Raw genomic sequence first — 22,105 nt, forward strand, 5'->3', positions numbered from 1 at the left:
GATGATCAAGCATAAATAGATACATAAAAACAGGCAAGTATACTAACCTGCCTGTTTTTAACGATCCAATCTAGAAACCAGAGACCTTTTTTGATGCCTGCGTGGCACGGCCGGATGACAGGGATCTGGATCTATTCGGAAGCAGCAAGAGACCAAAGAAAACCAGGAGTGAGACAGAACCTACAACAATTAAGCTTACTTCGTAGGATGGCTGACCACTCACAATCGCATCATAATCTGTGATCAAAAGGAGTGTGACTTCAAGGCATAAAAGTGCAGTTAAGGTTATCAATATAAGCGTAAACCAGGAATACATTGCTTTCCAATCCATCGCATTATTCCCTTCCAAACTGCTCACGACAAAAATAATGATGAGGGGAGAGTCGAGTCGTTAAGTAAAAATAATTATAGCATAATTCGCTATTAAATACAGTATCTTGTCAGCTCAACTCAACTATGATAATTTTATCAGTGTCGGATCTATGACTATTAATAGATGTTCGTCTTTAACCATTCTAAAGGCATAACTATGCGCAAAATATTTAGTACTGAGGCCAAAATCTCTCGTGCGGATGCCCGTACACAAATCTTTCAGCAAACACTGAGCTTCCTGCAACAAATTCCATAAACTATTTCACATATAGAAGAGAGCCAGCATCAGCATAGATAATCTATGTTGGTACTGGCTCTCTTCTATAGAGTAAAGTAATCTATGTAGTATATTCGCCGTTGATCTTAACGTATTCATAGGAAAGATCACAGCCCCAGACGGTAGCCCTGGCTTCGCCAGTTCCGAGCGAAACATAGATGGCAACTTCAGTATTGTGTAGATACGCTTCGAGCTGCGGCAGATTCTCCTGACCGAGTGGCTGTCCCTGGTAGACAAGCAGGTCTCCGAAGGAGATAGAGACATTCTCGGGCAAGATATCGGTATATTGATGGCATTTGCCGATCGCCATCGCAACGCGGCCCCAATTGGGATCAGTACCAAAGATAGCGGTTTTGACAAGGGGTGAGTTGACGATGGATTTAGCAACGGTCTTCGCCTGCTCAAATGAGGCCGCCTGCGATACCGTTACTTCTAATAGTTTCGTCGCTCCCTCACCATCGCTGGCCAGATCCCGAGCCAGATCAGTCGCCATCTCAAGCAAGACCTGCCGAAAATCGGCCAGGGGGACATCACCGGCCAGTCCGTTGGCCATAATAGCGACGGTATCACTGGTACTGGTGTCGGTATCAACACTGATCATGTTAAAGGTCAGGTTAACCACTTCTTGAAGACACTGTTTGAGATAATCCTGAGCAATCCGGGCGTCGGTGACAAAATATGCCAGCATGGTCGCCATATTCGGCTCAATCATACCAACACCCTTGCACATTCCTACCAGAACAGCATCACCGATGCGCCGGGCACGCATCTTAGGGCGGGTATCAGTGGTCATAATCGCGTGAGCTGAAACATGGAGTCGTCCCGGACGCATCTCGGCTGCGATGCCTGCAATACCGGCCCGCAAGTTTTCCATGGGCAACTGCCAGCCAATGACACCGGTCGAAGAGGGCAAGATATCCTCGGCTGCGATGTGCAATTCCTCGGCCACACGCCGGGCAACTTCACGAATATTGGCCAGACCCTGCTCGCCGGTAGCGACATTGGCATTCTTACTATTAATGACAAACGCCTGTAGCTGGCCATTGGCAACATGCTCCCGGCCGACTGTGATCGCAGGTCCACAAAAACGGCTCTGCGTAAACATCGCCGCTGCCGCTGCCGGTACATCCGAAGCAATCACCGTAAAATCGAGTGTAGTATCTCTGATGCCCACGCTTTTGGCGCATGAGCGAAAACCCTGTGGATAGAAAGGTAACGATTGCATAGGTACCATTCCCCCGTTGTAACTAGTCAATTTTTCCAAATAAACCAGGAGAAGTACACCATTGGGCTCCCCAGGTGATCGGCTACCTGCCAGGTGCCAATAAGGTGAGGGAGAAAAAAGCGGCGTCACCCTGTTCTTCCCAACCATTCTTCGTATAAAATTTGCGTGTGTAGGATTCCTTTTGAATAGGTTCAGACCATCCTGATGCGCGGGGGATAGTAGTAATCGCACTACTATCCTCCAGGCATACTTCACGAATAGTGATTTCGCCCATGCCTTTTAGTCCTGTTTGAGTCCTTGCTGGATCTCGTGTTGGATGACTTGAACGGCTTCGGCAAGCGGAACAATGCGGCTCTCTTTCTGACTGCGCAGTTTGAGTTCGATACCGCCATTTTTCAATGAGCGTTTACTGAGCACCGCACGCAAAGGCAGACCAAGCAGGTCAGCATCATTAAACTTGACACCGGCACTCTCGATACGATCATCGAAAAGCACCTCGATACCGGCAGCTTGTAGATCCTGATAGAGTTGCTCGGCCAGTTGTCCGTTATCGCCTTTGTCCAGATCCAGTCCGACCAGAGCAAGCTGATAGGGAGCGATACCAAAGGGCCAGATGATGCCTTTTTCGTCGTGACTCTGCTCAACAGCGATCGCCATCAAGCGACCAATACCAATGCCATAACAACCCATCAAGAGGGGCTGCTCATTGCCCTGAGCATCCAGGAAGGTAGCTCCAAAAGGAATGCTATAGCGGGTGCCCAGCTTGAAGATATGTCCCAGTTCGCTACCACGCACGACATGCAAGGTACCACCACAGTTGGCGCAGCGAGCACCATCATAGGCGGAAGCAATATCTTCCCAGGCATCTACGCGGAAATCACGGGGATAGTTGACATTCTTCACATGATAGTCGACCCGATTAGCACCGGCGACAAAGTTATTGCCTGACTTCAGTGAAGTATCGGCCATGATAAAGATGTCTTTACCTTTGTCCAGCGGCGATGTAAAGCCTGCGACGATACCTGCGCGCTGTAACTCTTCGGCGGTAGCAAGATGCAGGTCGCTGGAAGGGATACCTGCGCGACGCAGTGCATTGGTCAACTTGACCTCGTTGACATCAAGATCTCCACGAACAGTTGCCAGAATCATTTTGCCACCAGCGCCATAGCAAACCACTTTCATGGTTTTGGCGGCCGAAATGTTTAAGAAGGCGGCCAGATCCTCAATAGAAGTGGCGTTGGGTGTATGCACTTCTTCTAAGGCAGCCTCTGGCTCCTGCGCCAGTTCGCTGCGCACAAACTCGGCCTTCTCAGTATTGGCGGCATAGCCGCAGGTATCACATTCAACGGCATCATCTTCGCCGGCATCAGTAATGGCGATGAATTCCTGGGAATCTTTGCCACCGATGGCTCCGCTATCAGCCTGAATAACAATGAAGCGTAGGCCACAGCGATTGAAGATAGCATTGTAGGCCTGACTGATGGCACGGTAGCTTTTATCCATGCCCTCTTCGTTCGCGTCAAAGCTATAGAGATCTTTCATCAAGAACTCACGGGTACGCAGCAGACCACCACGAGGACGTGGCTCGTCACGCAGTTTGACCTGGATCTGATAAACAAGCTGTGGCAGATCGCGATAGCTGCGCACGAACTCTTTGGCTAACAGGGTGACGACTTCTTCATGGGTAGGTCCAAGGACCATGTTGCGGCCTTTGCGATCCTTTAGATTGAAGAGCACATCGACGCCTTCAGCACGTGAGGGGCCACCATCGGCTGGTTTGACTTCCCAGATATCTCGAGGCTGGATCACCGGCATGATGACTTCCTGGCTGCCAGCACGATTCATCTCCTCACGGACAATGGTTGATATTTTCTGAATTACCCGATTACCCAGAGGCAAAAAGCTATACACACCTGAGGTAAGCTGGCGCACAAAGCCTGCTCGCACTAATAACTCTTGATTGACACCCTCGGACTCGCGTGGTACTTCACGCAGGGTGGTGGTTAATTGCTGTGAGATCCGCATGAATTGCTCCTAAACAGTGAGCACGGCCAGATCACTGACCTGCCCACCATGACACTCTATCATTCGTTGCGCGACAAGAGATGCGTGACGCTCGATCGTCGTTAGATCGCTTTCCGCCGGCGCATACATTACGACTAAAATTTGTGTAGTCTCGGTCGTTACTTTGGTATGTTCCGAATCCGAGACGGTGGTTCCCATTACCCCATTGTCATCGGCGATGATGACTTTCTGCTCGACTTGAAAGACCTGCCGGCCAATGCCAGGATAGGCGGTGCCGGCGGCGGCGATACGCACCGTGGCGCAGCCGCTGACGTGCTGCAAGTCATACATACACATCGGCAACAGAAACTCTAACGAACAGAGATTATTAATATCGACTGCGCTATTGATCTGCGGCAAGGCTTGTCCCTTGAGTACCCGCCGCAATAAGGCTTCGGATGAAGGACGGTAGCGCGTCGGATCAAAGCCAAAGGCGCGCTGCATACCACGTACCGCCGCGATCTGTGGTTGCTCGCTCAGTTGCTCCAATTTGTAGTCAGCCGCCATCTGCTGGCCGAGGGACTGCATCTGCTGCCAGACCTGTTCATCATGGCTGCGCACCAGTATTCCACTGATAGTGGCACAACCAAAACGGACACCAAAAATGCGTTCCCGCAAACTGGCATCAAGCTGTAGTAACATGGTAGTCCTTCCTTTCAGCTATCCTGACCAGATCAAAAAAACTTAGTAGGCACGAGCAAAGATGGCTTCACAGGTTGCCGGCTTACCCGTATAGATACATTTGCCCTGCACGCCGCCTTCTGGCTGCTCAAACGGAATGACACGCAGCGTCGCTTTGGTCTCTTCCTTAATAGCCAGTTCAGCAGCCGTATCTTCGGCCCGCCCATTTCACGCGTACAAAACCACGCTTCTCAGCAATGATCGCTTTAAATTCATCATAGCTGTCAGTACTATATGTATTCTCTGCTCGGAAAGCCAGGGCGCGCTGATAGAGGGCCTGCTGTACTTCATCCAGAAGCTCTGGCAGGCGTGTCTCCAGAGCTTCGACTGAGACCGGTTCTTTGACACGATTATCGCGCCGCACCAGCATCACGTTATTGTTCTGCACATCGCGTGGACCAATTTCCATACGCACCGGCACACCCCGCATCTCCCATTCATTATATTTCCAACCCGGCGTATTCTCGCTGCGATCCACTTTCACCCGAACCTTGCCTTTAAGCATCTTCTCAACACGGTTGACCAGTTCGTTAACGGCCGCCTGCTCTTTCTCTTTACGCCAGATCGGCACAATCACAACCTGATAAGGAGCCAGACGCGGTGGCAAGATCAAGCCGGATTTGTCGCCGTGGACCATGATCAGTCCGCCGATCATGCGCGTACTCATGCCCCAACTGGTGGTGGAGCAGTATTTACGCTGCCCATCGGCATCCAGGAACTGAATATCAAAGCCACGGGCAAAGTTGTCGCCCAGATTATGGCTGGTAGCCGATTGCAGGGCTTTGCCATCGCCCATCATGGCCTCGATTGAATAGGTGCGCAGTGCTCCAGCAAATTTCTCGTTCTCACTCTTACGGCCAGCAATGACGGGAATGGCTGCATCTTCCTCAGCAATAGTGCGATACACCTCAAGCATCAGCCGGGTACGCTCTTCAGCCTCTTCCAGGGTACGATGAGCGGTATGGCCCTCCTGCCAGAGAAATTCCGAGGTACGCAAGAAGAGTGCTGTGCGCTTCTCCCAGCGCATCACATTAGCCCACTGATTGATAATCAATGGTAGATCGCGATAGCTCTGGATCCATTTAGCGAAGCTATGCCCGATAATCGTCTCGCTGGTTGGGCGGATAGCCAGAGGTTCCTCTAACTCTTCGCCACCACCACGCGTTACCCAGGCCAGTTCAGGCGCAAATCCCTCAACGTGCTCGGCCTCTTTTTGGATAAAGCTCTGCGGAATCAGCAACGGAAAATAGGCATTCTCCACATCATTCTCTTTAAAGCGTGCATCCACGCGCTGCTGCAAGTTTTCCCAGAGGGCGTAACCATATGGACGTATGATCATACAGCCTCGTACAGGAGCATGGTCGGCGAGTTCCGCCTTACGGACCACCTGGTTGTACCACAACGAGAAGTTATCGTCTTGATCGGCGATATCCTCGACAAATTTTTCTTCGTTGACCATTCGACTTCCCTTTTCACTTAACAACAAATGAGCATAAAAAAAACCCGTCCTCCGAAAGGACGAGCATATAACCCGTGGTACCACCTCTTTTGAACCATCCTGCAACCTGTGCGGCAGCCAGTTCCACTCATGCGGTCAATAAGAAACCGCACCTTCTGATAACGGCGAAGGGGTCCCGGTCAGGTTTTGTACTGACGCTCTCAGGTGGGTTCAATGCAGGCTACATCTACCGGCTTGCACTATCCCGGCTCGCTGTTAGATCCCCTGAACATCTACTGGTCCTGATCAGTGCGTTAACATCTTCTGTTTAGTTATGCCAAGCATACACCATCCCCCCATACGTGTCAAGCAAGAGTTTGCAAGTGTACAATGCTGAGATTAAACCAAAAGTCAGGTTTTTTTCCTGATAAGAAAATCAGGTGGTATTTTACTATGGCTAACCCTATAATAGGGTCAACACTATCGATCTACTAAAACCAACAAAGATCGGTATTATTACGTGGCTTGCATCAGGCCATCAGCCAGCAGGCTCGTAATGAAGTGCCATCTTTGCCGTACCTTCAGGAGTATATTCGCAACAATGAAAAAGTTGTTTGGTATCTTTATAATGCTCAGTCTCTTTACTGTTATTATTTCGGCCTGCGCGGTTGGCGGAAATACTGCGACCGGCCCGAATCCTGTGCATATGGATAGCATGAGCTTTAAAGTGCTCTCCATCACCATTAAAAAGGGGCAGGTAGTGACTTTTATTAATGATGAAGTCACACCACATACCGTCGTCAATGGTACCTGGGATGATAGTACGCAAAAACCAGGAGTTGAGTCTGGTGCGCCAAAAACGAATATCCAGGTTGACGGCTATGGCAGTGGCACCGTGGGACCATTCAATACCTCCGGCACCTTCAAGCTTTTTTGTACATTACACCCAGGCATGAAAATGACTGTCGTGGTTAAATAAGCGCGACGCCCGAAAGCAGGAGCACTCTTTTTTATTTAGGATAAAGAGTGCTCCTGCTTTTTATGTTGCTAGCAACCAGATTTCCCTACTGTGTGCTGCCCACATGAGCGGACGATTGAACCGGGGTCGCGGTTGGTTGTGCAGGATCAATGGGAGTATTTGCATGAGACGATGCTTCATCCATTTCTCCTCAAAGACAAGAACCCACATTACACTAAATGACAACAAAGCGCGTCTATAGGCAGATGGGTTTTACGCGATTGAGCACAGTTCGCTGCGGCCAGGCAACCTTTTCGAGTGGTCTTCAAACGCATCCACCAGGATCGGGAAGAGCAGGTTGGCTACTCATGAGAATGAACGGCAAGATAGAACAGGTTCGAATTTTTTGGTGGGCCTCAACCAAAAGGGCTAGCATCTGGTTGCGTTTTGCGGTACAATCGAAATGCGTAACTATAGTTACATCCAACAAGGAAGAAAGCGATGAGGAAGACAAAAATGATCGAGATATGCAGGTAAGCGAGACGAACCAGGTGAATTTATCGTATTATAGATAATGCTCATAAATGGTTGAGTAAAAAAAGTGGTACAGCTACACTAAGTGGTGGATGCGTTGAAAAAGGGACTTGAAAAATGACGTATTACACGGCACACTGTTTGTATGAAAAAACAACAGAAAGCGCCAATGAACACGTCTTCTCAATTTTGCCCTAATTTGACGTGTTCCGCAAGGGGTCAAAAAGGGCAAGGAACTATTGTGGTTCATGATCGTCAACGTGAACGCTATCGTTGTAAGGTCTGCAAAAAAACGTTTACATCCCGAACAGGAACCATGTTCGAAGGGCTCCGCAAACCAACCGAGCTCATTGTCATTGTGGTAACTTTGCTTGCCTATGGCTGTCCGGTGCAAGCGATTGTCAAAGCCTTTCGTTTAGATGAAAGAACCATTGCCAACTGGCGAGATCGCTCTGGAGCACATTGCCAACGGGTCCATGAACAAATGATGCAGCAGGCTGACCTCACTCTGAGTCATGTGCAAGCCGATGAAATTCGAGTCAAAGGAAGAAAAAAGGTCATCTGGATGGCCCTGGCGATGCTGGTTCCTACGAGATTGTGGTTGGCAGGCGTGGTGCAGCCAACTCGCGATACTCCGTTAGCCGATCGGTTGTTTGAGCAGGTTCGTCAGTGGACCAAGCACATCAGTGCGATCCTGGTCTGCGTGGATGGCTGGCCAGCCTATCCACACAGTATTGAGCGAGCCTTTCGCTCAAAAATCAAGCGCACAGCTGGAAGAGGACGCTGTTGTCTGGAAATGTGGTCGGGATTGGTGATTGGACAAGTGATCAAGCGTCAATACAAGCATCGTGTGGTTGAAGTGGAACGGCGTTTGCTACGTGGGGATCCGCATCAAGCACAGAAGTTGTTACAAACGACACCAGGATGCACGATTCTCAATACGGCGTACATTGAACGATTGAATGGCACCATGCGAGAGCGTTTGGCACAGTTAACCCGGAAATGCCGACATGCCGCATGTCGGCTTGAGAGCTTGCATCACGGCATGTATCTGTTGGGTGTCACCTACAATCTCTGTTGGTCCCATCAACAGTTGAGCACAAATCAGCAGCAGATCAGTCCGGCGATGGCCAGCGGTTTAACCGATCATCTGTGGAGTATTGTTGAGTTGTTAACGTACAAGGTCGTGCCCGAACCCTGGCACGAACCGAAAAAACGAGGACGCAAACGGATCAAACCGTTGCCTGATCCTAATCAGTCAAAGCGACCACGAGGGAGACCTCGTCTTCGACCGTTGCCTGATCCCAATCAGCCAAAACGGCCGAGGGGGCGACCTCGTAAAGTCATTTTGAGCTCATCCACCGTTTAGTGTGGCTGTACCAAAAAAGTTCATGCCGACGAAAAAAATTGTGATAAGGTATAATAAGACTCATTATTGTATTTTTGCGAGAGGAAAAGCCACTGCATGGCCACAATCGTCTTTAACGAGATTACCAAGCGGTATGCGGGTACAGAAGCTCCAGCCGTTGACAATGTTAGCTTTGAGGTAGCTGAAGGAAGCACCTGCATGCTAGTGGGCACCTCCGGCTCCGGAAAAACAACATTGTTGCGCATGGTCAATCGTTTGATTGAACCAACTTCCGGTGAAATCCTGCTGGAGGGTAAAAATGTCCTGCAAGAAAATCCAATTGAGTTGCGGCGGCGCATCGGCTACGTGATTCAACAGGTTGGTCTCTTTCCGCATATGACCATTGCGGAAAATATTCGCATTACCGCCGATATTGCAGGTGGATGGGATAAGCAAAAGATCAATCAACGTATCGATGAATTGATGGATCTGGTTGGACTTCCACCTGCGGAGTATCGCAAGCGCTTTCCACGCCAGTTATCGGGCGGACAGCAGCAGCGCGTGGGACTGGCCCGTGCCCTGGCTACTGATCCAGCGATCCTGTTGATGGATGAGCCGTTTGGCGCGCTGGATGCGATTACACGAGCACGTATGCAGGATGAACTTTTACGTATTCAGCGTGATGTACATAAAACCATTTTGTTTGTGTCGCACGACATTGAGGAAGCCTTTAAACTGGGTGATCAGGTTGCTGTGATGTCCCAGGGCAAATTGATTCAACTAGGAACACCAGTTGAACTGCTGGCCAGACCAGCCAATGACTTTGTCAGCAAACTGGTTGGTGCCGATAACATTGTGCGCCAGTTACAATATCTACCAATTAGCGGCACACTGGATAACAGGCCAGAGACAGTATCTTCAGCCCATTGGGGAGATGTTCCGACGATTTCAAATCAGGCAACCTTATTCGATGCCCTCTTGAAACTCCTCGAAACAAATGCTCCAGCCCTTGCCGCCGAAGATCCTCAAAACCAGCAACGTACCGGATATGTGACACTTTCCAATATCAATCAGGAAATCTCCCAGTTACGTGGAGAGCAGTCGTCACGTGCTGAATCCAGAGTCTAGACATAATGGGTTTTAGTCCTGGATCGAAGGAGTTCTATGAATAATCCCTTGAGGTACTTGCTGAGTGGCTATAACTATGATTTGAGCGATCCCACCAGCATCCCTAATCTGGCTTTGCAGCATCTCTATCTGGTTGGATTGACGATGGTAATTTCATTGATCATTGCCATCCCGGTAGGGATCCTGGTCGCGCGCAATCGCTGGCTCTATACACCGGTCATCACTTTTACTGGTGTACTTTATAGTATTCCTGGCATTGCACTTTTAGCTATTCTGATCACTATTCCAGCGCTTGGATTAAGTATTGCGACTATTATCATACCGCTGGTGGCATATACACAGCTGGTTTTGATTCGTAATACCGCAGCGGCCATTAATGGCGTTGATCCATTGCTGCTCGAAGTTGGCAAAGCCATGGGCATGAGTCGCTGGCAATTGTTGCGCAAGGTCACATTGCCACTGGCCCTACCGGTAATTATCGCCGGTATACGCATTGCTACCGTGACCACGGTTGGTACGGCTTCGCTGGCTTCCCTGGTTGATGAGGGAGGATTAGGAGATCTGATCTTTAAGAATCTGACCAGTGGTGATGAACAGGCGATCATTGCCGGAGCGATCCTCATGAGTTTGTTCGCCATTGTCGCCGACCTCATTCTGCTGGGAGTACAAATGCTCCTGAGCCGAGGGCGTAGCGCGACCGCGGTTGCATAGGAGAAGAAACCATGGGCGAATTGTTGCAGTTTATTAATGATCCGACAAATGCATTTGCAGATCATACATTGACGTATTTAAAAATTTGCGCCTTTTCCATTTTCTTCGCGATCCTGATCGGAGTAGTACTCGGGGTCGCGGTTTCGCGCAATGCTCTGCTCGCTTTTGCCGCCGTTAATTTAAGCGGCTTGATGCGTGCCGTCCCGGTCATCGCCTTTTTGATTGCGGCACTTCCCTATCTGGGAGTAGGCTTCACACCAACCGTGGTGGCGCTGATCGTGCTGGGTATTCCACCAATTTTGTTGAATACCTATACCGGCATTCGTGGTATCGATCCTGCCATCATTGATGCTGCACGCGGCATGGGAATGACCCAGTGGCAGATTATTAGCAAGATTCAGACGCCGCTGGTATTACCAATTATTGCCGCGGGTGTACGCACTTCGGCGGTACAAATCGTCGCCACTGCCACGCTGGCTGCCATTATTGGTGCCGGTGGGTATGGTGAATATATTATAGACGGCTTAAACAGACTGAACAACATCGCAATCCTGGCCGGTGCAATACCAGTAACCTTACTGGCCATTCTTGTTGAGTTGCTTATGAGCTGGCTACAACGTATTCTAACACCAAAGGGACTACGAACCGTAGCCCAGTCCAACTAAATTCACCCTGGACAACATGCGTGCCAATTCTGACGCGCAAGCAGCCCATTAGCGTTAATGTATTATTGTCTGAAATTTTCAGGAGGAAAAATGCCTTCATTATTCGGCTCAGTACGAGCTAAAGCTTTATTTGCCCTGGCCTGTGTGCCATTATTGCTCTTGAGCGCCTGTGGAAACAACGGCAACGGCGGTGGAGCTGGCACCACCGGTTCAAATACCAGCAAAAATGCGAGTATCTCCATCACCGTTGGCGGTAAGTTGGATACTGAATCCCAGTTGCTTACCAAACTCTACACACTCGTCCTGCGCGATCAGGGCTTCAAGGTAAATGAGAAACCAGCCTTTGGTAACAATACCATTGTCTTCCAGGGCATCAAAAGCGGTGCCATCGACCTGTATCCAGAATTCACCGCCACCGGCCTGGATGCCTTGAAGAAGACCTCAACACTGGACGATCAGAAGGACTATGACACCGTCAAAGCGGGCTTTAAGGATCAGTTCCAGATTGATTGGTTGGATTACTCTCCACTCAATGATACATATGCCATCTGCGCCAAAGACGGAAACAGCATGGGCCTCAAGACCGTTTCAGATCTGACCGCTAAAGCCAAACAGATCACCTTTGATCTGCCGAGCGATAGCGCGTATGTGGTTGACTACCTGAAGGCTAAATATGGTCTGACCATGCAGAGCTTTAAAGCCACCCACAAAGTTGACTACGCAATCGGCTTTAAAGAGGTTGCCGGTGGACAGGCTGATGCCAACTTCTGCTATTCCAGCGACAATGGCATCAACGTCAACAAACTGGTAGCTTTACAGGATGACAAGCATGCCTTCCCTGCCTACCATCCTGCTCCAATCGTGCGCGATAGCGTCTTGCAGAAAGCTCCTGCCATCAAGGATGCGTTGAATGCACTGGCTCCTAAAATCACAACCGATGCCAGTCTGCAATTGCAGAAGGATGTAGATGCCAATGCTGCCCAGGGTATGTCAAAATCCAAAGCCATCACCGAAGCCGCTACGAAATTCCTGAAAGACCAGGGACTTTGTAAGAACGGCTGCCAATAGATTAGTCTATGGCAACAACGGTCGCCCTCTTTTCTGGAGGGCGACTTTTTTTATCTGTAAATGACCCACTTCCCCTTATTCCTCTCATCTATGGAATGATTCTGATACGTCAGATGGTTGTATATTGGAGAGAGCGACCTGCCCACAACGATCAATTGTATTGTCTATTTACTCAAATATAAGACAGGAGTTTCATATGCGTTTAGGATTACAGGTTCCAAGTTTTACCTGGTCAGAGAACCAGGCACAACTAGGAGATACATTTGCGACCATCGCTCAGCGGGCCGAGCGAGCAGGGCTTTATAGCCTATGGGTAATGGATCACTTCTTCCAGATCCATATGGTTGGACCAGCCGAAAATGAGATGCTGGAAGGTTGGAGCGCCCTGGCATTTGCGGCCGGTCGCACCAATCACATCAAGCTGGGTACGATGGTGACTGGTGTCACTTACCGCCATCCCGGACTGCTGATTAAAACGGCCACCACCCTAGATGTACTCTCAGGTGGTCGGGCTTATTTAGGTATCGGGGCCGCATGGAATGAGGAAGAGCACAAGGGCTTAGGTGTGCCGTTCCCACCATTGGCCGAGCGCTTTGAGCGTCTGGAGGAGACGTTACAGCTCGCACACCAGATGTGGTCCGGGAATGATAAACCCTTCAACGGTACCCACTATACGCTGGAGCGCCCATTGAACTCACCTTTGTCGGTTCAAAAACCACATCCACCCATCTTGATCGGTGGTACAGGTGAAAAGAAGACCCTGCGCATGGTGGCTCAATATGGCGACGCCTGCAACCTCTTTGCGCGCCTTGGCAAGGAAGAACTGCAGCGTAAACTGGGTGTGCTACAGGATCACTGCCAGACCCTGGGACGTCCATATACGGACATCGAGAAAACCACGCTGGATGTTGTTCACCTGACGAAAGATGGGCGCAATAATACACTCTCCCCCAATGCCGCCATCGATCTCTTTGGTAGCCTGGCTGAGCAAGGCATCGATCAGGCAATCTTCAGTATGCCAAACGTTGCCGAGTCAGAGCCATTTGAACTGCTGGCCACAAGGATTGTGCCAGAAGTAGCAAAAATTAAAGTGGCTGGTCGCTAGTCATTACAGGAGGAACCATCAATGGCCACACGGACAGAATTAAGTGCCGCCGAGAAGGATTTCGTGTTACACCTACGGGTCGCCCGCCTGGCGACCTCCGATGAGCATGGAAGCCCGACGCTGGTGCCAGTCTGTTACGCCTTCGATGGTTCCTCTTTCTATACCCCGCTGGACCAGAAACCCAAGCGTGTTCCGGGCATACAGTTGCGCCGGGTACATAACATCGAAGCCCGCCACGAAGCCAGTCTGTTGATCGATCACTATAGCGACGACTGGACCCAACTCGGCTATGTACAGATTTATGGCCACGCCGAACTGCTTTATCCCGATCATCCTCTCCACGCACCCGCCCTACGCTTACTCCGCGAACGCTACAGCCAGTATAGAGAGATGAACCTCGAAGCATCCCCCATTATTCACCTCATCCCCAACGCATCCGCTCCTGGGGCACACTACAATTCACATTCACGTAACGGCAACCTTCATGGCTGCGACCTCTCGTACCAGCAGAGCTTGCCGCTGCAACCTGTGCACGTATGAGTACGTTCCCTGGTGGACGTAAATTGACGAAAAAGCTTTATTGATGCATAATAGATTGACTCATCGACCCGAACAGATAGAGCTTCAGGAGGTTCCCCGATGTCGGCGATCTATAAGTATCCGCGTACACCTCACCTGGAAGGTTCTGGCTTGCAAAAAGGGGATGAAGATTTAGCCATTTTGCCTTTTCGTAGTCTGGCAGGCAAGCAACTAGTGATTGAGGAAAAAGTTGATGGAGCCAACAGCGCCATCAGCCTGGATGCCCGTGGACAACTCCTGCTCCAGAGTCGTGGCCACTACCTGACCGGGGGGCCACGCGAAGCTCAGTTCCAGCTCTTGAAAACCTGGGCCTATAGCCATACCGCCGAGTTCTGGGAGGTGCTGGCCAATCGCTATATTCTCTATGGAGAATGGCTCTACGCCAAGCATACCGTCTTCTATACCGCGCTTCCCCACTATTTTCTGGAATTCGATATCTATGATAAGCAGCCAGAGACATTTTTAAGTACCGCTCAACGCCACATCTTGCTTGAGCAATTACCCTTTGTCGTCTCGGCCAGAATTGTCTATCAGGGACAACTACAAAGCCTCCAGCAACTTCAGGAGCTACTCACGCGCTCACCGTATATCGGTGACAACCATCTGAAAAAACTACAGGAAAGCTGCCAGAAAAAGCTGCTCCGTAGCGATCTGGCCCTTAAAGAGACCGATCCCAGTACGCTTATGGAAGGCCTTTATATTAAAGTCGAAACAGCAGGTAGTGTGACAGAGCGTTGGAAATATGTGCGGCCTGGCTTCAAACAAGCACTGCAAAGCTCTGAAAGCCATTGGATGAATCGTCCGATCATCCCTAATCTCCTCCGCCAGGATGCCACTCTGTTCTAACTGGCGATGATAAAACCGTAAGATATTTTTATATCTTACTAGCACCCGAAAAGACACGTCAGGAGGAAGAGGGATTTCTATGTCACATACACCTTATATGCTTGATAGCAATGCAAAAAACGACATGGTAAGCTTTCCATTTTGTCCCGTAGCTGAACAGGGATGGCGATTGGATTGGGAGGCCATCCAGCAGCAGTTCTCATGGATTCAGGCGATGGATGGGGTACCACAATATCCTGCCTATCACGCAGAGGGCGATGTGCTGATTCATACGCATATGGTGACGGAGGCACTGGTCGCGCTGGACGAGTGGCGTGCCTTACCAGCACAGGAGCGCAGCTTGCTATTTGCGTCCGCCCTGTTACACGATGTAGGCAAGCCAGCCTGCACTAAAATTGAGTCCGATGGCCTGATTACTTCGCGCGGCCATAGCCGGCGAGGCGAGTTTATAGCACGACGCATCCTCTGGCTGGGCGAAGAGTTACAGCAACCTTTACCCTTTGCGCAACGTGAATATATCGCGCGCCTGGTACGCTGGCATGGGCTGCCACTACAATTCTTGAATCGCTCTCAGCCAGAGAAAGCGGTGATTGAGGCCAGTCAGAATATTCGTATGGATCATCTGGCTTTGCTGGCAGAGGCAGATGTGCGTGGCCGTATCTGCACGGATCAAGAGGAACTGCTGGAGCGCGTTGAGCTTTTCCGCCTGTTGTGTCAGGAACAGAACTGCTATACCGAGCCACGCGCTTTTCCATCGGCCCATAGCCGCTTTGTGTATCTACACAGCGAACATGGCTCTCCTGACTATGCAGCCTATGATGATACACGCTTTGAGGTGATCTTACTGGCAGGCTTACCCGGAGTCGGTAAAGATAGCTGGCTACAACAGAACTATGCTGGCTGGCCAGTGATCTCATTAGATGCCATTCGGCGCGAACTCAAAATCACAGCAGAAGATAATCAGGGCCAGGTGGTACAATTAGCGCGTGAGCGGGCACGCGAGTATATGCGGAAGAATCATTCATTTGTCTGGAATGGCACAAATGTGACGCGCCTATTGCGCCGTCAACAGATTGATTTCTTTATTTCTTATGGAGCCCGCACCCATATTGTATATCTTCACGCCCCTTATAACGTCATACTAAAGAGGAACAGTGAAAGGAGCGCCAATGTGCCCCTTTCGGTCATTACTAAATTAGCAGGGAAATTGGAGGTACCCGATATTACTGAGGCTCACCAGGTTGAATGGATTACAACCTGATTCAGCCAATACACAATTAACGACGGAAAAGTAGTTCGACCATGTATCGCTATTACCTCATCTGTTGCAGAGAAGCTATTTTTACTGGCAAGGCTGTCAATTGCTTCTTACAGCAGGTTACATATTTGAGGAGTAAAACATGCTCGCGAAAAATCGACAACGCTATCGTTTCAGCATTCTCGTCTTTTCCTGCGTCTCGCTGCTGGCTCTTATCTTGAGCAGTTGTACGCCAGCAGGCACTGCTACCAAACCATCAGATACAACATCGGCCAGCCAGGTTACCAATGGGGGCACCTGGATTGATGATCTGGTCAATGAACCGGATTCATTTATCCCCAATGGCACGGTACAAACCTTTGCGCAAATGGTTATGCAGGCCTTATATGCTCCCCTCTTTGTGGGAGACTCTAAAGGACTGATTCATGAGGGCCTGACAACCCGCGTTCCTAGCGTGGCTAATGGCGATATCAGTAAGGACCAGAAGACCTGGACCTTCCACCTGCGCCCGAATCTGGTCTGGTCAGACGGTCAGCCACTTAACGCTGATGATGTCTACTTTACCTGGCAGCTCTGGAAAAATCCTTTGTTTGCCGCATCTAATACTTCGACGATCAACCATATTCAGTCTGCAGAGGTCTCTGCAGATAAACTCTCCATTACCTTCCATCTCAAGGATGCCTATGCTCCATTCCTGACTGCATGGACAGATGGCGGTTATGCTCCCTTGCCCAAGCATCACTATGAGAGTATTCCACCCGATCAGATCAAAAAGTCCAGTGATAATCTCTCACCGAGCGTGGTCAGTGGACCCTTTATGATGGCTGAAAGCAAACCCGGCGATCACTATACGGTTGTGCGCAATCCCAAATATTATCGCGCGGCGGAAAAACTTCCACATTTGGATAAAGTGGTGTTCCGCGCCGTTACCAGCCAGGCAACTGTGCTGGAGGATCTGAAATCTGGCTCCATTGATTCGGCCTGGTTCCTGGATGCTTCAAAGATTCCTGCCTATAAGAAGCTGAGCAACTACCAGTTGTTCCAGACTGTTTCCGCTAGCTACGAAGCGATCCACTTTAATGAGAATAATCCTGCACTCAAAGATGTGAATGTACGCAAAGCCGTCGCATTGGCAGTCGACCGTCAACAGTTGATCCAGATCGCCCGTCAGGGTGCGGCCCAGCCGATCTGTACCGACCATAGTTCCGCTTATAAACCAGGTTATCAGCCAGATGCCCAGTGCCCGGCCTTTAATGCGGATGCAGCCAACAAATTGCTGGATGATGCTGGGTGGAAGATGGGTGCCGACAAAGTACGACAAAAGAATGGCTTGCGTCTGGAGTTTAAGTATTCCACAACTGCCAATAATGCCTGGCGTGAGGAAGATGAGACGATCAATCAGGGCAATTTACAGAAGATCGGTATCAAACTCGATATTCAAAATTATCCTGCCTCTACCTTCTTCAGTACGTTCTTGAGAGGTGGCAAACCTGGTACCTACGACTTGGCCGAGTGGGCAAGCAGCTATAGCTATGATGCCAACGATGCCTCCAACTATGCCTGCGACCAGATCGGGAAATCAAACTTTAACTGGTATTGTAATCCCGAGCTGGATAAGCTATTCAGTAAAGAGCAGCAGACCACCGATATGAATGAGCGCCAACAGATTTTCAATCAGATTCACGATATCCTCCTGAAAGATTATCCTACCGCGACCCTGTTCAGTCCCAATGATCTTTCAATAGCACTCAATGGTACCCACAACTATCAGCCAGGTCCTTTCGTGGCCTCAGAAACCGTCAATATCATGAATTGGTGGTGCGACAACGGAAAATGTCCGGCTAAAGGTTAAATACGTAGAAGAAGGTTGGGGCACTTGCCCCAACCTTTGTGCACCGCCGCAGGTGGTAAGAAGGAAGGATAGTGTCTATGGGACAATATCTGATACGGCGACTGCTACAAGCGATTCCTCTGCTGATACTGACATCCATCTTGATGTTTTTATTGATCCATGCCATCCCAGGTGGCCCGGACGCTGTATATGATAATCCAAATATGGATCAAGCTGGTCGCCAGGCGCTGCGCGCCAGCTTTGGCCTCAATGATCCATTACCAGTGCAATATTTTAAATGGGTGGGTAATGCATTGCATGGGAATTTTGGCACCTCACTCTATACCAGTCAGCCGGTGAGCGAGGTGTTGACGCAGCGTTTTCCCGCCACCCTGGAATTATTTCTGAGTGCCTTTGTGCTGTCTCTGATCATGACGGTGATACTGGGCACTGTCTCCGCCGCTTATCAGGGCAAAGCGCTCGATTATACCCTCACATCACTGGCATATTTTGGCATCTCAATGCCCATTTTCTTGCTGGGACTACTGATGCAAGATGTCTTTGCCTCATCGCTGAACTGGCTTCCTCCCTCTGGTACAGCGACATTGGGCTACACGTTTAGTCCTTTCAATGCTTTTCTGGACCATCTGATGCATCTCGTCATGCCAATGATTGTGCTGGCCGTCACCTTTACTGCTCGCTGGAGCCGCTATCTACGTACGAGTATGATTGATGTCACCCGACAGGATTATATGCGGACGGGACGGGCGAAGGGCGTGACGCCTTCACGATTGCTGCTACAGCATGCGCTACGCAATGCGGTGATCCCACTGATCACGATTGTGGCGATCGACTTTGGTTCGGTGGCCGGGGGAGCCGCGATTACCGAGGGCGTCTTTGCCTGGCCCGGCATGGGACAACTCTTTATCGATTCTTTGAATCGCCGCGATTATCCTGTGCTGCTAACTTCCTTGTTGTTAAGCGCGGTCTTCGTGATTCTCTTTAATTTGCTGGCCGATGTGCTCTATGGCGTGATGGACCCACGCATTCGTTATTCATAAAAGGAGGGGTCGATATGGATGCATCCAAACAGGTACACGTGCCAGAGGAAGAGTTTGAAATCCCACAGGAATTGACCGCCGAGCTCAGTCAGAAGAGACGTAGCCAGGGACGGATCATTTTTGATCGCTTCGTACGCAATAAAGTAGCCACGGTGGGGGCTATTTTCCTGACGATTCTGGTGCTCTGCTGTCTGCTGGTCCCCTTCATTCCTGGCCACACCACACCCGATACCGTGGGACAGACAACACCGTTTGCCGGTATGTCATGGCAGTATCCTTTCGGGGGCGATAACCTGGGACGCGATACATTTGCTCGTGCGATGATCGGTGGACGCATCTCGCTACTGGTCGCGCTAACCTCGATGCTGATCTCGATCCTGCTGGGTACGGTCGTCGGTGCCCTGGCAGGCTACTATGGTGGCTGGGTCGATAATATTCTGATGCGCATCACCGATACGATTCTCACCGTCCCACTCTACCTGCTGCTTTTTGTGCTCTCAGCTACCTTCACCGATGGTACACCCACCAGCGTAATCTTCTTGATCGCGATCTTTGGCTGGACCACATCAGCACGTCTGGTACGCGGAGAATTTCTGGCCTTGAAGCAGCGCGAGTTTGTACAGGCCGCCTCCACGATCGGTGCACGAGGGATGCGGTTGATGTTCTATCATATCCTGCCAAATGCCGCCGGACCCATTATCGTCAATGCAACGTTACTGGTAGGCAGCAACATTATTCTGGAGTCGGTGCTGAGTTTCTTTGGCTTCGGCGTCAGTATTCCGGTTGCCAGTTGGGGAAGTATGATCAACCAGGGACGCGACTATTTCGACTCATCTCCACGTCTCATCTTGATTCCAGGTATCCTGATCTTCCTGACGGTGCTGAGCTGTAATCTGGTCGGTGATGGACTGCGCGATGCGCTCGATCCACACATGACCGAGCGCTAGTGTTTGACGACTGGTAGCTTTCCAGTTGTGCGCAATGTCTCGATGAGGCGCGGGAAACCAACACGATCGGCCAGCTCACGCATGCGCCGAAAACCTTCGCCATAGATAGGATCTGGATTCTGCTCTTTACTGGTGCTGTGATATCTGCTCTCCTGCGTGTTGGCCTCAACGTAATAACGATAGGAGAGCAGTTCGCAGAATCCTTCTTCTGCCCAGGCTGGCAGATTATGCACACCAGCCACAATCAACCAGACATGACCAAGTTCGTGCACGGTCACACCCTGGAAAAGGATCGCCGGTAGACCTTGCAACACAGCGATGCCATTAATCTCGGTGCGAATCAAACGTCCATTCTGGGTATACATCGCGCTGGTCGTGGCACCAAGCGAGTGACCAACATTTCCTTCACGCAACAAGTCATCAAGATGGGCACGCCCACACAGATCCAGGCTCAGCTTCAGATTGTTATACATCAATCCCTGAACATTCATCCAACGAATGACACGTGAGAATAACGGTTTGGCTTCAGCAGAGGTCTCAATAGCCGTACCGCGGCAGATGGGACAGCGATTGGCCTGAGCACCTGTTTCTTGCTGTTGAGGAGAGATCAGACGGCCACAATAGGCACAATGAGGAAACTGTTTTTCGTGTTCACGACAGAACTTCTGTCCCCAATAATCAATCAGATATTCACCCATCAATGGCTTGCTACAGTACACACAATGGGGAGCAATCTGACGACGATAACACTCGATGTGATAAGGAGAGCCTTGATGCACTTGAAAACTGGTTCCCTGGATAGGCTGTCCGCAACCAGCACAGAGAAAATGCTCTGGATGCCAGGTGGCACCCAGAGCCCGGAAGTAATTTCCCCGGATCATCTGCCCACAGCCCTTGCAGACTGGCTGCACTATACCCATAACTGTTTGACCCTCCCCACTTATGTATAATAGTCTGAAAAAACACGCTACCAGGCAGTTTCTTCAGACTATCGCAGGGGTGATTAGATTGTCTGGCGATAATAATCGTCGCTGGACACCTGTCTGAAGCCACACGAAGTATATAAGCCTAAAGCGTTATCGTTATCTACTGACACTTCTAAAACAATATGCTGCTGATCATGGCGCAGAATCTCTTGAATCGTCCAATTCATCATCTGCCGTCCATAGCCACGGCCTTGATACTCTGGCAACACACCGAAGCCCGCAATATAGGCCTCCTGCACATCATAGTTCACATCGATTTTCCCAACCACCCTGGAATCAATACTGGCTAGATAATAGGTACGTGTGGAATACTTGATCGCCTTCTCCGTATACCAGTCCACACCATCTACCGGCATCTGAAAAGCGGCCGCAGTGACAGCCTTGAGGATAGGTAGATCTTCAACCTGAGCCTGACGAAACTGTAACACCGATGATACTACTGGCACAGGCACAACTGCCGGATCCCATGTCATATGATACTCTGAATGATCATACTGAGGATGCAAGGCTGCGGCAAAGGCCTGTCCTGAAGCAGAGTGATGTTGGACGATAAACAACAAACTGGGCAACTTACGCCGCTGACATTCTTTACGTGCAGCATCCAGAAGGGTTGTAAAAATACCACGGCGACGCCATGCTGGAGAAACCATGCCGCTAATCTCTGCTTCATGAGTATTAAAATGGAAGACTGCCAGATACCCAATCAGCTTTCCCTGCTCATAATATAAGAAATCGCTGCTCTCCTGCTTTGAGCGGCTGTGCAACGTCGGCCAATTCAACTTCAGATCTAACTGTTCGTAGTTATTGCATTCCTCGGCCAGCGCTCTGATCGCCCCCAACTCGTCCTCTGCCAACCCCTGTGCAGCATAAAAACCCTGTCTTAAACTCATACGTGTTTATGTATCCCTTCTAGCATTACCTATTCCCACCCCCTCGATTAATACTCATCTATATACATTCATCATACAATAAAAGCGTCTAAAAGTACAGAAAATTTATCCTCGGCAGTAAGCTTTCCAGACA

20 protein-coding genes and 1 pseudogene are annotated in these 22,105 nt (G+C 50.0%); 13 read left to right on the forward strand and 8 right to left on the reverse strand.

Translation table 11 applies throughout. The features are described 5' to 3' along the window. Positions 1-70 precede the first annotated feature (70 nt). The 6 genes and pseudogenes from KDW_RS05105 to proS form a co-directional block, all read right to left on the reverse strand. Entirely contained in the window at positions 71-331 is a 261-nt protein-coding gene (locus KDW_RS05105; RefSeq protein ID WP_151754959.1) for a hypothetical protein, read from the reverse strand. Between the two features lie 379 nt (positions 332-710). After that, a complete protein-coding gene (gene argJ, locus KDW_RS05110; RefSeq protein ID WP_151754960.1) occupies positions 711-1,874 on the reverse strand; it encodes a bifunctional glutamate N-acetyltransferase/amino-acid acetyltransferase ArgJ in 1,164 nt (387 codons plus the stop codon). Positions 1,875-1,956: 82 nt separating this feature from the next. Continuing rightward, entirely contained in the window at positions 1,957-2,148 is a 192-nt protein-coding gene (locus KDW_RS05115; RefSeq protein WP_151754961.1) for a hypothetical protein, read from the reverse strand. A 5-nt stretch (positions 2,149-2,153) separates the two neighbouring features. Then, complete coding sequence (locus KDW_RS05120) at positions 2,154-3,899, reverse strand: proline--tRNA ligase (protein ID WP_151754962.1); 1,746 nt, start codon at positions 3,897-3,899, stop codon at positions 2,154-2,156. Between the two features lie 9 nt (positions 3,900-3,908). Continuing rightward, positions 3,909-4,580: a B3/B4 domain-containing protein gene (locus KDW_RS05125; RefSeq protein WP_151754963.1), complete on the reverse strand. Its 672-nt coding sequence runs from the start codon at positions 4,578-4,580 to the stop codon at positions 3,909-3,911. Positions 4,581-4,622: 42 nt separating this feature from the next. Then, a pseudogene (gene proS / locus KDW_RS05130) lies at positions 4,623-6,078 on the reverse strand (proline--tRNA ligase). Between the two features lie 580 nt (positions 6,079-6,658). Between proS and KDW_RS05135 the strand changes: the two are divergent. From KDW_RS05135 to KDW_RS05195, 13 genes are all read left to right on the forward strand, one after another. Continuing rightward, positions 6,659-7,036 (forward strand): plastocyanin/azurin family copper-binding protein, encoded by a 378-nt coding sequence (locus KDW_RS05135; protein ID WP_151754964.1) that lies wholly within the window; start codon positions 6,659-6,661, stop codon positions 7,034-7,036. 754 nt (positions 7,037-7,790) lie between these two features. Then, on the forward strand, positions 7,791-8,918 hold the full coding sequence (locus KDW_RS05140) for a hypothetical protein (protein WP_151754965.1): 1,128 nt from the start codon (positions 7,791-7,793) through the stop codon (positions 8,916-8,918). 96 nt (positions 8,919-9,014) lie between these two features. Beyond that, a complete protein-coding gene (locus tag KDW_RS05145) occupies positions 9,015-10,025 on the forward strand; it encodes an ABC transporter ATP-binding protein (RefSeq protein WP_151754966.1) in 1,011 nt (336 codons plus the stop codon). Positions 10,026-10,061: 36 nt separating this feature from the next. Next, positions 10,062-10,736 carry an ABC transporter permease gene (locus KDW_RS05150; RefSeq protein ID WP_233097625.1) on the forward strand — a complete coding sequence of 225 codons (675 nt, stop codon included), beginning with the start codon at positions 10,062-10,064 and terminating at the stop codon, positions 10,734-10,736. Positions 10,737-10,747: 11 nt separating this feature from the next. Then, positions 10,748-11,401: an ABC transporter permease gene (locus KDW_RS05155; RefSeq protein ID WP_151754967.1), complete on the forward strand. Its 654-nt coding sequence runs from the start codon at positions 10,748-10,750 to the stop codon at positions 11,399-11,401. Positions 11,402-11,491: 90 nt separating this feature from the next. Then, positions 11,492-12,469, forward strand: a complete 978-nt coding sequence (locus tag KDW_RS05160; protein ID WP_151754968.1) for a glycine betaine ABC transporter substrate-binding protein — start codon at positions 11,492-11,494, stop codon at positions 12,467-12,469. A 196-nt stretch (positions 12,470-12,665) separates the two neighbouring features. Continuing rightward, entirely contained in the window at positions 12,666-13,574 is a 909-nt protein-coding gene (locus KDW_RS05165) for an LLM class F420-dependent oxidoreductase (protein ID WP_151754969.1), read from the forward strand. A gap of 21 nt (positions 13,575-13,595) precedes the next feature. After that, positions 13,596-14,114 (forward strand): TIGR03668 family PPOX class F420-dependent oxidoreductase, encoded by a 519-nt coding sequence (locus tag KDW_RS05170; protein ID WP_151754970.1) that lies wholly within the window; start codon positions 13,596-13,598, stop codon positions 14,112-14,114. A gap of 99 nt (positions 14,115-14,213) precedes the next feature. After that, entirely contained in the window at positions 14,214-14,999 is a 786-nt protein-coding gene (locus KDW_RS05175) for an RNA ligase family protein (protein WP_151754971.1), read from the forward strand. Between the two features lie 79 nt (positions 15,000-15,078). Beyond that, positions 15,079-16,260, forward strand: a complete 1,182-nt coding sequence (locus KDW_RS05180) for an AAA family ATPase (protein ID WP_198925198.1) — start codon at positions 15,079-15,081, stop codon at positions 16,258-16,260. A gap of 139 nt (positions 16,261-16,399) precedes the next feature. Beyond that, positions 16,400-18,109 (forward strand): ABC transporter substrate-binding protein, encoded by a 1,710-nt coding sequence (locus KDW_RS05185; protein ID WP_151754972.1) that lies wholly within the window; start codon positions 16,400-16,402, stop codon positions 18,107-18,109. Between the two features lie 77 nt (positions 18,110-18,186). Then, positions 18,187-19,149 carry an ABC transporter permease gene (locus tag KDW_RS05190; RefSeq protein WP_151754973.1) on the forward strand — a complete coding sequence of 321 codons (963 nt, stop codon included), beginning with the start codon at positions 18,187-18,189 and terminating at the stop codon, positions 19,147-19,149. Between the two features lie 14 nt (positions 19,150-19,163). Then, on the forward strand, positions 19,164-20,096 hold the full coding sequence (locus KDW_RS05195) for an ABC transporter permease (RefSeq protein WP_151754974.1): 933 nt from the start codon (positions 19,164-19,166) through the stop codon (positions 20,094-20,096). Here the strand turns inward: KDW_RS05195 and KDW_RS05200 are convergent. Next, positions 20,093-21,016 (reverse strand): protein DA1, encoded by a 924-nt coding sequence (locus tag KDW_RS05200; protein WP_151754975.1) that lies wholly within the window; start codon positions 21,014-21,016, stop codon positions 20,093-20,095. The two genes, KDW_RS05195 and KDW_RS05200, sit on opposite strands and share 4 nt — an antisense overlap. A gap of 83 nt (positions 21,017-21,099) precedes the next feature. Then, the gene (locus tag KDW_RS05205; RefSeq protein WP_151754976.1) at positions 21,100-21,972 is read right to left on the reverse strand and encodes a GNAT family N-acetyltransferase; all 873 of its coding nucleotides are present in this window, start codon (positions 21,970-21,972) and stop codon (positions 21,100-21,102) included. Positions 21,973-22,105: the final 133 nt, after the last annotated feature.

Source organism: Dictyobacter vulcani (assembly GCF_008974265.1).
Classification (GTDB): domain Bacteria; phylum Chloroflexota; class Ktedonobacteria; order Ktedonobacterales; family Ktedonobacteraceae; genus Dictyobacter; species Dictyobacter vulcani.

Coding starts and splice junctions, on each gene's coding strand:
- KDW_RS05105 (WP_151754959.1), bottom strand. CDS start 331: ATGGATTGGAAAGCAATGTATTCCTGGTTTACGCTTATATTGATAACC.
- KDW_RS05170 (WP_151754970.1), top strand. CDS start 13,596: ATGGCCACACGGACAGAATTAAGTGCCGCCGAGAAGGATTTCGTGTTA.
- KDW_RS05155 (WP_151754967.1), top strand. CDS start 10,748: ATGGGCGAATTGTTGCAGTTTATTAATGATCCGACAAATGCATTTGCA.
- KDW_RS05195 (WP_151754974.1), top strand. CDS start 19,164: ATGGATGCATCCAAACAGGTACACGTGCCAGAGGAAGAGTTTGAAATC.
- KDW_RS05205 (WP_151754976.1), bottom strand. CDS start 21,972: ATGAGTTTAAGACAGGGTTTTTATGCTGCACAGGGGTTGGCAGAGGAC.
- KDW_RS05145 (WP_151754966.1), top strand. CDS start 9,015: ATGGCCACAATCGTCTTTAACGAGATTACCAAGCGGTATGCGGGTACA.
- KDW_RS05175 (WP_151754971.1), top strand. CDS start 14,214: ATGTCGGCGATCTATAAGTATCCGCGTACACCTCACCTGGAAGGTTCT.
- KDW_RS05200 (WP_151754975.1), bottom strand. CDS start 21,016: ATGGGTATAGTGCAGCCAGTCTGCAAGGGCTGTGGGCAGATGATCCGG.
- argJ (WP_151754960.1), bottom strand. CDS start 1,874: ATGCAATCGTTACCTTTCTATCCACAGGGTTTTCGCTCATGCGCCAAA.
- KDW_RS05190 (WP_151754973.1), top strand. CDS start 18,187: ATGGGACAATATCTGATACGGCGACTGCTACAAGCGATTCCTCTGCTG.
- KDW_RS05160 (WP_151754968.1), top strand. CDS start 11,492: ATGCCTTCATTATTCGGCTCAGTACGAGCTAAAGCTTTATTTGCCCTG.
- KDW_RS05180 (WP_198925198.1), top strand. CDS start 15,079: ATGTCACATACACCTTATATGCTTGATAGCAATGCAAAAAACGACATG.
- KDW_RS05135 (WP_151754964.1), top strand. CDS start 6,659: ATGAAAAAGTTGTTTGGTATCTTTATAATGCTCAGTCTCTTTACTGTT.
- KDW_RS05150 (WP_233097625.1), top strand. CDS start 10,062: ATGAATAATCCCTTGAGGTACTTGCTGAGTGGCTATAACTATGATTTG.
- KDW_RS05185 (WP_151754972.1), top strand. CDS start 16,400: ATGCTCGCGAAAAATCGACAACGCTATCGTTTCAGCATTCTCGTCTTT.
- KDW_RS05115 (WP_151754961.1), bottom strand. CDS start 2,148: ATGGGCGAAATCACTATTCGTGAAGTATGCCTGGAGGATAGTAGTGCG.
- KDW_RS05165 (WP_151754969.1), top strand. CDS start 12,666: ATGCGTTTAGGATTACAGGTTCCAAGTTTTACCTGGTCAGAGAACCAG.
- KDW_RS05125 (WP_151754963.1), bottom strand. CDS start 4,580: ATGTTACTACAGCTTGATGCCAGTTTGCGGGAACGCATTTTTGGTGTC.
- KDW_RS05120 (WP_151754962.1), bottom strand. CDS start 3,899: ATGCGGATCTCACAGCAATTAACCACCACCCTGCGTGAAGTACCACGC.